This is a genomic window from Bacillus sp. EKM202B (assembly GCF_011066025.1).
GTDB classification, from domain to species: Bacteria; Bacillota; Bacilli; order Bacillales; family Bacillaceae_G; genus Bacillus_A; species Bacillus_A toyonensis.
The window spans coordinates 38081-50329 of the sequence record NZ_JAAMNK010000024.1 but is presented as its reverse complement, the minus strand read 5'-3'; the positions used below and the strand labels follow the sequence as shown (position 1 = coordinate 50329).

Sequence of the window (12249 nt, the reverse complement as noted above, 5' to 3'; positions counted from 1 at the left end):
TCCGCAGCCTCATTTACTTTTTAGATTCTTTAAAAACAAAATGCTCTTTAAATTTTCTAGACTCAACTTTTTGACCGTTTCGCATCGAGCGGAAAGGGTGTTCTTGCCACGTAATAATCACGTCAACCTCATCTGTTTTTGTAGAAATAGGTAAGTTAGCATGTTCAAATCCAGTTTTGTTGCTTGCTAAACGACTTTCCTTTAGGGAAAGGAGTTCATATTTCGTTTTTGTATTTGGCTCGTTGCGGAAGACTTCAACTTGTACGTTATACACTTCGCTTTTTCCGAGATTTTTTACAGAGAAATAATATGTTTGAAATACACCTTTTTTAGGTTGCAACAATTTTTTACTCGTTTTTTTCACTTCATCAATATTCACTTGCCATTGATTAGAATGTTGAGAGATTGGTAAAGATTTTGGTGAATATGCGTACGTTTCATTTACTACAATTAGGCATAACAAAAGGAGAAAGAAACTAATTGCTTTTTTCATATGTACACCTCCGCTACAATTTTGCTATTAATATGCGTGGGAAACATGTAAATTATGTAATAAAATGGAAATGTATATAGAGCGTGAAAAAGACTAGTGTAAATCTAAATGGGAAAATAATAATAGAACATGAAAAATACGCATATATAACGGTAGATGAAGAATCTTAAATAAAAAGGCTTGCGTTTTATAAAATAAAGAGATAGAATACTCTGTAAATATAAAAAGTGATGATCAGGAAAAGTACATGATGCAAAGGTCTACAGAGAGCAATCGGTTGCTGGGAAGATTGCGATACCGCATGATGGAAAGACACCTGTGAGTGTTGCTTTGAACGTGATTATTAGTAAAAGCAAACGGTACCTACCGTTATCAGGGCTAAGATGGTCATTGTGACAATTTGGGTGGTACCGCGGAAAAAATCCGTCCCTATTTCTAGGGGCGGATTTTTGTATTCTTTGAAAGGAGGTGAGTGAACGTGGATGACGATGATGACAACAATAACGTAAATAAAATGAAAACTATTGGAGGGAAATATAATGGATCAAATAATGACGCGTTCACTCGCTCAAGCGTGTACGGAGCATGTTGGAAAAGTGGTACTCTTACAAGGGTGGGTAAAAAAGATCCGTCATCTAGGTAATGTGAGTTTTTTATTATTACGGGACCGAACGGCAGTTATTCAATGTGTATTAGAAAACGAGTTAGCTGGATACAAAGTTGATGTAGAAAGTGTCGTTCAAATAGTTGGTGAAATTGTAGAGACTTCGAAAACAGAATTAGGGGTTGAAGTACTTGCTCATGAAGTGAAAGTATTAAATGGTGCAGAACAACTTCCATTTGAATTAAATAAAAAGAAATTACAAGTTGGTTTAGATCAACTATTGAATGAACGAGTATTATCGTTAAGACATGAGCGAACCGCGGCGATATTTAAAGTGAAAGCTACACTCGCTCAAAGTTTTAGTGACTATTTAACAGAGAACGATTTCATACGTATATTTACGCCGAAAATTGTTTCGCAAGGGGCAGAAGGAGGAGCGAATGTTTTTAAGCTTCCATATTTCCAAAAAGAAGCTTATTTAGCTCAATCACCACAGTTTTATAAACAAATGATGGTAGCGGGAGGATTGGAACGTGTTTTTGAAATTGCACCTGTTTACAGAGCGGAACATCACAACTCTTCCCGTCATTTGAATGAATATATATCGTTAGACGTAGAGCTTGGATTTATCGATGATTTTCATGAAGTGATGCAATTAGAAACGGATGTTTTACGACATATGTTTCAGCAAGTAGGAGAAACATGTGAGAAAGAACTACAACAATTACAAATAGAAGTACCTGTCATTACTGAAATACCGAAAATTACATTATCAGAAGCACAAGAGATTTTGAAAAGTAAGTATCGAAAAGAATCACCGATTGGAGATTTAGATACAGAAGGTGAAAAGTTACTAGGGAAATATGTGAAAGAAACATATAATAGTGAATTTGTTTTCATTACACATTATCCGAAAGAAGCGAGACCGATGTATACGATGCCGAATAAAGAGAATCCAACTATTACTGATTCTTTTGACTTATTGTATAAAGGATTAGAGATTACGTCAGGTGCACAGCGTATTCATAATTATGATCTATTACTCGCATCTTTTAAAGAAAAAGGATTACACCTAGAGAAATTTCAATCTTATTTAAATACATTCCGATACGGTTGTCCACCGCATGGCGGTTTCGGCATTGGGCTAGAAAGGATTGTATATAAACTTTTAGAATTAACGAACGTACGAGAGGCGAGTGCTTTTCCGAGAGATTGTACACGTCTTACACCATAAAAAAGAACCTTCGCGATTATCGCGAAGGTTCTTTTTTAATGTTCTTTTATTTTTACATTGAAAGTTTATAAAAAACCTTTTCGACAAAAAAATTAATATATACCTTGACAGTTATAAATATAACCGATATACTTCATATTAATTTCAAAAGAAAATATATTCTAAATATTAAAATGTGTTGAATAGGAGTAGTAAGGTCATGTATTTGTGCAGAGAGCTATGGGTTGGTGCGACATAGTCAAATGACATCCTGAACTCGCCTAGGAGCAGTAAGGTGGAACGGAATCACATTCTTAGTAAATCTTAACGGTTAACCTTCGATATTAGGTTTGTAATCAAACGATTACTACTAAGGTGGATTCATAATGGAATCAATAAGGGTGGTACCGCGTTAAGTAAATGGCTTAGCGTCTCTTTATATAAAGAGATGCTGAGCCATTTTTTATTTTATAGAAAAAGAAATGGAGGGTTTATTCGGATAGGTATGTAAAATTTAATTATTTGTATAAAAAGATTTAATTAGGAGGAAAATAAGATGAAACAGACAGAGCAATGGACTTCGAAATTAGGATTTATAATGGCTGCAGCAGGATCAGCAATTGGATTAGGCGCAATATGGAAGTTTCCTTATATCGCTGGGAAGAGCGGGGGAGGAGCATTCTTTTTAATTTTTATATTATTTACTGTGTTAATTGGACTACCACTATTAATAGCTGAATTTATGATTGGACGCAGTACACAGAAACAAGCAGTTGGCGCATTTAAAAGTATTGCACCAAATACAGGGTGGCACTGGATTGGACGCCTTGGCGTTGGAACGTGTTTTATATTACTTTCGTTTTATAGTGTTGTAGGTGGATGGGTATTGATTTATTTATTTAGAGGAGTAACTGGACAACTTATTACTCCGGGACAAAATTACGGTGCATTATTTACTGAAACAATTGGAAATCCCGCTTGGGCTATTACTGGACATTTCGCTTTTATGTTCATTACGATATGGGTTGTATCAAAAGGTGTACAAAACGGAATTGAAAAAGCAAGTAAATATATGTTACCAGCATTGTTCGTTTTATTTGTCGCCCTTATTATTCGTTCATTAACATTGGATAATGCAATGCAAGGTGTGAAGTTTTTCTTACAACCAGATTTCTCAAAGATTACTTCAGAAAGTATTTTGTTCGCAATGGGCCAATCGTTCTTTGCGATTAGTATCGGAATATCAATCATGGTTACGTATAGTTCCTATTTAAATAAAAAAGAAAGTTTACCAAAATCAGCAATAACAATTGTTGGATTGAATTTATTTGTTTCTTTATTTGCAGGTCTTGCAATTTTTCCAGCAGTATTTTCATTAGGAATGGAGCCGACGGAAGGGCCTGGATTGCTATTTATCGTATTACCATCTGTATTTAGTCAAATTCCATTTGGCGGATTGTTCTTAACGGTATTTCTTGCGCTATTTACATTTGCCACATTAACATCGGCGTTTTCTCTACTAGAGACGGTTGTTTCAGCATTAGCAAATGGTGAACAAGAAAGAAGAACGAAACTATCATGGATCATTGGTTTCTGTATTTTCTTAGTAGGTATACCATCTGCGTTATCATTTGGAGTATGGAGTGATATTACGATTTTTGGAAAGAATATTTTTGATGCGGTAGACTTTTTATCTAGTAATATATTAATGCCACTAGGAGCGCTATTTATTAGTATTTTCGTATCATTCAAAATGGAAAAGAAGGTGCTAGAAGCAGAATTTTTTGTAGGTGGAAATTACGGAAAGAAAGTATTTACTTGTTGGGCATTTTTACTTCGGTTTGTAGCACCAATTGCCATAATCATCGTCTTTTTAAATGTAATAGGAATTATTTAACATAAAATGTTATAATATTCAGTAAAAAAGAAGGTGATGATTATAAAGGCGAATTTGATAGAAGCAGGGAAATACATGGACATTAGAGGGAAGAAGTTATATGTTGAAGCACATGGAAACCCTAAAAGTAAGCCTGTATTATACTTGCACGGCGGTCCGGGAGAGAGCTGTTATGATTTTTCATTTCATCAAGCGGAACGTTTAAAAGATTCTTTATATGTAATTATGATAGATCAAAGAGGTGTTTGTCGCTCAGAAGAAATTCTTGAGGACGAAGCTTTTGGATTAAATGATTTGATTGAAGATTGTGAAGAACTAAAAAAAGTATTGCAAATTGAGAAGTGGTCTGTAATTGGACATTCTTTCGGTGGATATGTAGCATTGTTATATGCATCGATATATCCAAGTTCAATAGAGAAAATAATATTTGAAGGACCAACTTTCGATTTTGCATTAACAAGTAGAGCTTTGTTACAAAAGACAGGGGATTTATTAAAAAAGTATGGAAAAGAAGAAATAGCAGAAGAGTCCATCGCTTATTCATCTAGCAATGCTAGTTCCGAAGAGTTGCTTGAAGCTTATATAAGATTAAGCGATGAATTAGAAGAAAAAAGAATGGAGATTTACAATAATAAGGAAGATAGGACAGATGAGAGTTTATACAGTGATCAAGAGTGGGAAATATTTTCAAAACGCTCCAAGATTCATTTTGATAGATTAAAATTAGAAGGCGCATGTCATACATCATTATTATCCAAAATAAAAGATGTACAAAATCCAATGTTATTACTTGTAGGAAAACATGATGTAGTAACGTGTGAAAAACAAATTGAAATATTTAATAAAGATGCTCGAAACGGCAAGTATATTGCATTTGAAGAGAGCGGTCATTCACCTCATTATGAGGAAGCAGATAGATTCGCAGAAACAGTCATGTATTTTTTGAAATGAAGAAAAGGGTGCTTCTATTAATGAGAAGCACCCATTCTAAATTTCTGGATATGTGATTGTTATGTTAGGCCATTTACTTTGCCAATTCTTTTTAATAACTCTGTTTTTGTACATATGTATACGTCCTTTTGATTCGAGAAAATGAGCTGTTGGTCTCACTTGTAATGAAAGAACATCTTCAATACCGCACGGAGCTGTTAATATAACATTGTTTTTTTCGTCTAATGTAACCCCTAAAGCCGTTGCTGTTTCAGGGAATTTAGAAATAGCATCAACAGAAGAAGAATATGGTGGCATGTTGTTCACCACATGCATACGAGCTTGATTTTTAACCGACCAAGGTATAGAAGCATCCATATTTGTTAGTGTTTTCACTACGGATTGTTCATATGTCTCGTCTTTATGTAATGGATCAAAATAGATGACATCAACGTCCGGTGTAGCAGTTCTTACTTCGTAGTTATGCAAAGTATCCCAAAGTTTAGAACGAACAAAACCGGCGCAAATCCACCAATCAGGTAGCTCTAGTGATTTTGCTATGTGTAATACGTTCATCATCCATTTGTCGTTTTCTATTAAGCGAATTACATCTTGTTCTGTTTGTATCTTCATTGATAAATTCACCTTCCTAGTAAATTAATGCATCAGTTCAATAATCCATAAAATCCAGTAAGCACCTGGTACGAACAACAGTTGTGCGAGTAAAGTACCGAGAAGTCTAGATATCATTAACCAACCATACATTTTACTCATAGATTCAGCACCATTTTCTGATTGTAAAGCACGCTCTGTTAATAGAGCAATGCGTGGATCGAGCAATACTGTTAATAAAATAGTAGCAAAACCATTCACAAGGCCAGAAGCTGTACTTGCATTTGTTGCGTAATCTGGATTTAGAAAAGAAGCATAAAGGGCAGAAAGAACACCTGCTGTATAAATTGCAGTAGCAAACATGTTAATAAGCATAATACGCTTTGGAATACCACCGATACGCAATCTATGAATCATTTCAAATCTTGGAAAGCGCACATATTTTTTTGTGTACTTTAATTTTTGAATGTTATTTGTTTTCATCATTCGAATGAAAGAACCATCTGTTTCAAAGTTTTGAATGACATATCCAAATAGTTTTGTCAAAGTTGGATAAAGAATAATCGCAAGTAATGTACCTATGGAAGCAGATAATAGTACAAGTCGTATAGTATGCTCTAAATTAATAGAAGCATCTCGTTTTGCTTCATCGACAATCCCGCCAATTAAAAAGGCTTGTAGTAAATTTGAAGTTCTTGAAATAAGTAATACCATTCCTACGACAGATAAGGCAACGACAATCTTTTTTAAACGAACACCAGCTAATCGAATACTATAAGAACTAGTTTCGACTGCGTGGATGACAATTGTGAAAGCCATTATAAAAATTAACGTAATTGACATTTGTTTCACCAGTTTCTATTGAATTAATTGTAACTTTCTTACTTTATCATATCTATCCGTCTAATGTAACCGAAACTATGTAACATAGAAAAAGTGATTTTTTTGAAAAAACAAATAATGGTAGTATAGTAGAGGTAGAGTAGTAAAAAAACCTTTAGTATTACATGTAAAGTAGGATGAGTGGGGGATTAAATATGTATACAACATTTTTATTTGATTTAGATGGAACAGTAACGGATCCTAAAAAGGGGATTGTAAATTCAGTTTTGTACGCGTTAGAAAAGGTTGGAATTGAAGAATTACATGTAAGTGAGTTAGATTCATTTATTGGTCCTCCTATTCAGCAATCATTCGTAGAGAGATATAATATGAATGAAGGAGAAGTTGAACGAGCTGTTTTTTATTTCAGGGAATATTTAAAGCAACGTGGGTTGTTGGAGAATAGTGTATACGAGGGTATTCCAAATCTCCTAAAACAATTAAAAGATAACGGAAATCGTTTATTTATAGCTACTTCAAAGCCTACTATCTTTGCTAGACAAGTAATAGAGCATTTTCAACTAACGAATTATTTTGAAGATATCATTGGAAGTAATTTAAATGGAACAAGAATAAAAAAAGAAGAAATAATTGCACATATTTTACTTCAGAATGAAGGACTTAATAAAGAGGAAGTTGTTATGATTGGAGATAGAAAGCACGATATAATAGGTGCAAATCATAATGGAATTGCTTCAATTGGCGTTTTATATGGCTATGGTAGTGAAAATGAGTTGATTGAAGTTAGTTCGACCCATATAGCGAAGGATATAGAAGAACTACACCATTTTTGTATAGAAAATAGTTTAATAAAAAAATAAAAATAGAGACTAACAATCCCTTTATAACGTATGACGATGAAATCGTTTTTGTTTAAAGGGATTTTTCATATGTAATCGAATATGTATAATTAGACATTTTAGTATGAAAAATTTGTATGAATTAGAGGAGGGATGTCAGAAATGAAAGATTAGTAGAAGTTTATCAAAAAAGATTGAATTTTCAGTTTAAAGGAGAGGTATAATTGGAGCTAGTTATTATATTATTAGCACTTAGCTTACTTATGTTTGTAGCCTATAGAGGGTTTTCTGTTATTTTATTTGCACCAATTTTTGCATTATTTGCGGTATTTTTGACAGAACCTAGTTTTGTATTACCTTTCTTTTCTAATATTTTTATGGAGAAAATGGTAGGGTTTATTAAACTATATTTCCCGGTGTTTTTACTTGGAGCAATTTTTGGGAAAGTAGTAGAAATGTCAGGAATTGCTGATTCTATTGCAAAGACGATTGTAGAGTTGGTTGGAGAAAAACGTACAATTTTAGCGATTGTTTTAATGGGTGCTATTTTAACATATAGTGGTGTTAGTGTATATGTAGTGGTATTTGCTATATTTCCGTTTGCAGCTAAGCTTTTTCGACAAGCTAATATTCCAAAACGCTTAATACCTGGAACAATTGTCCTTGGAGCAGTAACATTTACAATGGATGCGCTCCCTGGATCACCACAAATTCAAAATGTAATACCTACAACATTTTTTAAAACGGATATTTATGCTGCACCGATACTTGGTATTGTAGGGGCAATTTTTGTACTCACGTTAGGTTTATTATATTTAGAGAGTAGGCGTAAGAAGGCAAAAGCGGCAGGTGAAGGATATTTTGGTTTTAACGATGGTAATACTGAAATGGCAGCATCTTTGGAATTAGAGCAGAAAGAAATACCGCTGTTAAATAGTTTAGAAATTACGAGGGCACAACAACTTATTGCTTTTATACCACTTATTTTAGTAGGTGTAATGAATAAAGTGTTTACTATTATGATACCGAAGTGGTATCCGAACGGTTTTGACTTTTCAGCAATTGGTATGAAAGCATTTGGAAAAGTAGAATTGAGTGCGGTAGTTGGAATATGGTCTGTAGAATTGGCACTTATAATAGGAATTTTAACAACTCTTTTATTATACTGGAGACGGGTAGTAACAGGATTTCAAGCTGGACTGAATACAAGTATTGGTGGAGCACTACTTGCAACAATGAACACTGGAGCAGAATTTGGTTTCGGTGGTGTCATTGCAGCACTTCCAGGTTTTGCAATTATGAGAGATGGCATTTCTGCAACGTTCACAAATCCTTTAGTGAATGGAGCGGTAACGACGAATATTTTAGCCGGTATTACAGGTTCTGCATCAGGAGGAATGGGGATTGTTTTAAGTGCGATGGGGGATAAATTTATTGCAGCAGCCAATCAATTTGATATTCCATTAGAAGTTATGCACCGTATCGTATCAATGGCATCAGGAGGAATGGATACATTACCACATAACGGGGCTATTATTACTATTCTTACAGTAACAGGTTTAACACATAAACAGTCATATAAAGATATATTTGCTATTACAGTTTTGAAAACGCTTGCTGTGTTTTTAGTTATCGCATTCTATACTATTACAGGAATTTATTAAAAATAGATACTATATGAATTGTAAAGGTTTATTTAGTTGATATTTTATAAACTAAACATTAATAAGGGTAAGAAGGGGTGGAGTATTTGCAAGAAGTTGCTGAGTTTCGTATGCCGAAGTCTGTACTATATGGAAGAAATTCGATTGAAAAGCTGGGGGAACAATCAAAGAAGTTTGGGAAAAGAGCTTTTATAGTTACTGATACAATTATGGAGAAATTAGGGTATGTTGAAAGGTGCATAAAACAGCTAAATAAGAAAGGGATTACTGTTATTACATATAATAAAGTGAATGCTGAGCCTACAAATTTACACGTATTAGAAGCGTTAACGATTTGTAAAGAAGGAAAGTGTGATTTTATTATCGGTATTGGTGGTGGAAGTTGTATTGATGCTGCGAAAGCAGTAGCGGTGTTATATACTAATGGTGGAGCAATTGAATATTACGTCCAAAAAGATGTTGAAATAGAAAATGATCCACTACCACTCATTGCAATTCCAACAACTTCAGGTACTGGGTCAGAAGTAACAAGTGTAGCAGTAATTACGAATAAAAAAACAGATGTAAAAATGATGATGAAGCATCCGAGTTTTACCCCGCAAGTAGCGATTATTGACCCGATATTAACAAGTTCGGTACCACCTCATATTACGGCAGCGACAGGTATAGATGCATTATGCCATGCAATTGAAGCATATATTTCTAAATTTTCTCAACCACTTACAGATGTACTTGCTCTTTCGGCTATTGAAAGTATTATGAAATATTTACGTATTGTATATGAAGATGGAGGTAATATGGAAGCAAGGGAAGCAATGATGATCGCTTCATTACAAGCTGGAATTGCATTCTCAAATGCATCTGTTACATTAGTTCATGCAATGTCAAGACCAGTAGGGGCGTTATTTCATGTACCACATGGTATATCAAATGCAATACTATTACCTACAGTTTTAGAATATACAAAAGTGAGTGCAACAAAAAGACTAGCGGAAATTGGATGTTGTTTAAATAAAGATATGTATTCCTATTGTGATGAAGAAGTAGCCGATTATACGCTGAGGGAAATAAAAAAACTTTGTTTTGATCTTCGTATTCCAAATTTAAAAGAATACGGAATCGGTGAGGTTGAATTTGAAAATGCTATTTCAAAAATGGCCTCGGATGCAATTGAAAGTGGTAGCCCAGGAAATAATCCGCGAGTTCCTTCTTATAATGAAATTAAACAGTTGTATCGACAATGTTTTAATTATCAATATGAAGATTCTATAAAAACATTAGGGAATTAATTTCAGAATATTCACATAAAATTTCCTTGGAAATAGTTAAAACAAGACTTTATATTATAAACTTAAAGTCTTGTTTTATTGTGTATAATATACATAATAAAACATTGTTATTAGTTTAGAAAAAAGTTTAGGTAGGTGTGTTATATATGAAAACGATAGGGCTTATAGGTGGTATGAGTTGGGAATCGACTTCGGAATATTATCGAATTTTAAATGAAGAGATAAAAAGTAGATTAGGGGGATTACACTCAGCAAAATGTTTGATTAATAGTGTGGATTTTGAAGAGATTGAACGATTCCAGTCTAACGGGGATTGGGATGGAGCAGGAGAAGTATTAGGGAATGCGGCGTATTCATTGCAGAAGGGAGGAGCAGATTTTATAATCATTTGCACAAATACAATGCATAAAGTAGTGGAGAAAATAAAAGAGAATATTAACATCCCCGTATTACATATTGCTGATACTACTGCAAAAGAAATTAAAAGAAAAGGTATTCAAACGATTGGTCTACTTGGAACGAAATATACAATGGAGCAAGATTTCTATAAGTCACGTATAGAAGAGAATAATATAAAAGTAATAGTGCCAGTAGAAAAAAATAGAGAAAAATTAAATGAAATAATTTATACAGAATTATGTTTAGGAAAAATAACATCGCAATCTAGAGAATATTATAAAAGAGTCATAGAAGAGCTAGTGCAAAAAGGAGCACAGGGAATAATTTTAGGTTGTACAGAAATAGGATTATTAATAAAGCAGGAAGATGTATTAGTTCCGATATTTGATACAACTTTTATACATGCAATGGAAGCAGTAAATGTGGCTTTAGAAAATAGATTATAATTATATTATGTAAACTTAGTTCGTGTATGTGGAAAACATTCAGAAAATATTTTATAATGTAAGTGGTTACATTTAAGGGGGATGCGTATGTTTTCAGTTCAACCAATCGCATTTGTACATAATGAAAGAAAGGAAATAAAAGATGACGAATGGGGAGAAGTAAGATCCTGTATTACTTTAACTGAATTGTATACAGAGGAAAGTATACAAGGGATTGAAGAATTTTCTCATATTGAAGTTGTTTTTTATTTTCATAAAGTAACGGATGAACAAATTCAATATGTTGCTAGACATCCTAGAAATAATAATGATTATCCTAAAGTAGGCATTTTTGCACAGCGCGGGAAAAATCGCCCGAATCGCTTAGGTGTAACAATTGTAAAAGTGATAAAAAGAGACGGTAAATCAATTATTGTTGAGGGATTAGATGCTATTGATGGCACCCCTATATTGGATATAAAGCCGGTAATGAAAGAATTTATGCCGAAAGAAGAAATTCTACAGCCTAAATGGGTAACGGATATAATGAGACAGTATTGGAAGGGGAATGGAGTAAAATGAGAATATATGAGGCAACAATTGCAGATTTAGATGGACTAGCATCAGTTTTTAATAACTATCGTATGTTTTACCGACAAGATTCCGATTTAGATGGTGCAAAAGTATTTTTACAAAATCGTATCGAGAGAAAAGAATCCGTTATTTTCGTAGCAGTTGAAGACGGTGAATATATTGGATTCACGCAACTATATCCATCATTTTCTTCCATTTCAATGAAAGAATTATGGATTTTAAATGATCTGTTTGTACAAGCCGCGAAGCGCGGAACTGGAACAGGTAAAAAATTATTAGAAGCTGCTAAAAAATTCGCATTAGAAAATGGCGCAAAAGGTGTAAAATTACAAACAGAGATTGATAATTTATCAGCACAGCGATTATACGCTGAAAATGGTTATTTAAGAGATAATCGTTATTTCCATTATGAATTAACATTTTAAAAAATGTAAGATTAAAAGAGAC

Annotated in this window: 12 protein-coding genes and 2 other annotated features; of the genes, 9 read left to right on the top strand and 3 right to left on the bottom strand. The window is 33.6% G+C overall.

All coding sequences use genetic code 11. The features are described from left to right. Window positions 1-13 precede the first annotated feature (13 nt). On the bottom strand, window positions 14-493 hold the full coding sequence (locus G9F74_RS22760; protein ID WP_016108303.1) for a hypothetical protein: 480 nt from the start codon (window positions 491-493) through the stop codon (window positions 14-16). Window positions 494-714: 221 nt separating this feature from the next. Beyond that, window positions 715-927, top strand: a binding site (T-box leader). 105 nt (window positions 928-1032) lie between these two features. On the opposite strand from G9F74_RS22760, the gene aspS reads away from it, so the two are divergent. The 3 genes from aspS (at window position 1033) to G9F74_RS22745 (ending at window position 5158) form a co-directional block, all read left to right on the top strand. Further along, window positions 1033-2331, top strand: coding sequence for an aspartate--tRNA(Asn) ligase (aspS, locus tag G9F74_RS22755; RefSeq protein ID WP_000372098.1), 1299 nt, complete (start codon window positions 1033-1035; stop codon window positions 2329-2331). A gap of 169 nt (window positions 2332-2500) precedes the next feature. After that, window positions 2501-2749 (top strand) — a binding site (T-box leader). Between the two features lie 117 nt (window positions 2750-2866). Beyond that, window positions 2867-4207: a sodium-dependent transporter gene (locus G9F74_RS22750; RefSeq protein ID WP_000814551.1), complete on the top strand. Its 1341-nt coding sequence runs from the start codon at window positions 2867-2869 to the stop codon at window positions 4205-4207. A gap of 36 nt (window positions 4208-4243) precedes the next feature. Then, window positions 4244-5158 (top strand): alpha/beta fold hydrolase, encoded by a 915-nt coding sequence (locus G9F74_RS22745; protein ID WP_000584213.1) that lies wholly within the window; start codon window positions 4244-4246, stop codon window positions 5156-5158. Window positions 5159-5194: 36 nt separating this feature from the next. On the opposite strand, the gene G9F74_RS22740 is transcribed toward G9F74_RS22745, so the two are convergent. After that, window positions 5195-5770 (bottom strand): nucleotidyltransferase family protein, encoded by a 576-nt coding sequence (locus G9F74_RS22740; protein ID WP_016108304.1) that lies wholly within the window; start codon window positions 5768-5770, stop codon window positions 5195-5197. Window positions 5771-5794: 24 nt separating this feature from the next. After that, complete coding sequence (locus tag G9F74_RS22735) at window positions 5795-6592, bottom strand: lipid II flippase family protein (RefSeq protein ID WP_000028917.1); 798 nt, start codon at window positions 6590-6592, stop codon at window positions 5795-5797. A gap of 194 nt (window positions 6593-6786) precedes the next feature. Here G9F74_RS22735 and G9F74_RS22730 point away from each other — a divergent pair, with 194 nt between their 5' ends. From G9F74_RS22730 to G9F74_RS22705, 6 genes are all read left to right on the top strand, one after another. Beyond that, window positions 6787-7452 carry an HAD family hydrolase gene (locus G9F74_RS22730; protein ID WP_000288768.1) on the top strand — a complete coding sequence of 222 codons (666 nt, stop codon included), beginning with the start codon at window positions 6787-6789 and terminating at the stop codon, window positions 7450-7452. A 203-nt stretch (window positions 7453-7655) separates the two neighbouring features. After that, window positions 7656-9095: a GntP family permease gene (locus G9F74_RS22725; protein WP_000424323.1), complete on the top strand. Its 1440-nt coding sequence runs from the start codon at window positions 7656-7658 to the stop codon at window positions 9093-9095. An 86-nt stretch (window positions 9096-9181) separates the two neighbouring features. Beyond that, the gene (locus G9F74_RS22720) at window positions 9182-10384 is read left to right on the top strand and encodes an iron-containing alcohol dehydrogenase (RefSeq protein ID WP_016108305.1); all 1203 of its coding nucleotides are present in this window, start codon (window positions 9182-9184) and stop codon (window positions 10382-10384) included. A gap of 146 nt (window positions 10385-10530) precedes the next feature. Next, a complete protein-coding gene (locus G9F74_RS22715) occupies window positions 10531-11229 on the top strand; it encodes an aspartate/glutamate racemase family protein (RefSeq protein WP_000848586.1) in 699 nt (232 codons plus the stop codon). 87 nt (window positions 11230-11316) lie between these two features. Next, entirely contained in the window at window positions 11317-11790 is a 474-nt protein-coding gene (locus G9F74_RS22710; protein ID WP_000493241.1) for an SAM-dependent methyltransferase, read from the top strand. Continuing rightward, window positions 11787-12227, top strand: a complete 441-nt coding sequence (locus G9F74_RS22705) for a GNAT family N-acetyltransferase (protein WP_001223858.1) — start codon at window positions 11787-11789, stop codon at window positions 12225-12227. The genes G9F74_RS22710 and G9F74_RS22705 overlap by 4 nt, the downstream gene beginning before the upstream one ends. Window positions 12228-12249 lie beyond the last annotated feature (22 nt).

What these genes read in the sequence shown, in the direction of transcription:
- G9F74_RS22760 (WP_016108303.1), bottom strand. Translation starts at nt 493, where the DNA reads ATGAAAAAAGCAATTAGTTTCTTTCTCCTTTTGTTATGCCTAATTGTA.
- aspS (WP_000372098.1), top strand. Translation starts at nt 1,033, where the DNA reads ATGGATCAAATAATGACGCGTTCACTCGCTCAAGCGTGTACGGAGCAT.
- G9F74_RS22750 (WP_000814551.1), top strand. Translation starts at nt 2,867, where the DNA reads ATGAAACAGACAGAGCAATGGACTTCGAAATTAGGATTTATAATGGCT.
- G9F74_RS22745 (WP_000584213.1), top strand. Translation starts at nt 4,244, where the DNA reads ATGATTATAAAGGCGAATTTGATAGAAGCAGGGAAATACATGGACATT.
- G9F74_RS22740 (WP_016108304.1), bottom strand. Translation starts at nt 5,770, where the DNA reads ATGAAGATACAAACAGAACAAGATGTAATTCGCTTAATAGAAAACGAC.
- G9F74_RS22735 (WP_000028917.1), bottom strand. Translation starts at nt 6,592, where the DNA reads ATGTCAATTACGTTAATTTTTATAATGGCTTTCACAATTGTCATCCAC.
- G9F74_RS22730 (WP_000288768.1), top strand. Translation starts at nt 6,787, where the DNA reads ATGTATACAACATTTTTATTTGATTTAGATGGAACAGTAACGGATCCT.
- G9F74_RS22715 (WP_000848586.1), top strand. Translation starts at nt 10,531, where the DNA reads ATGAAAACGATAGGGCTTATAGGTGGTATGAGTTGGGAATCGACTTCG.
- G9F74_RS22710 (WP_000493241.1), top strand. Translation starts at nt 11,317, where the DNA reads ATGTTTTCAGTTCAACCAATCGCATTTGTACATAATGAAAGAAAGGAA.
- G9F74_RS22705 (WP_001223858.1), top strand. Translation starts at nt 11,787, where the DNA reads ATGAGAATATATGAGGCAACAATTGCAGATTTAGATGGACTAGCATCA.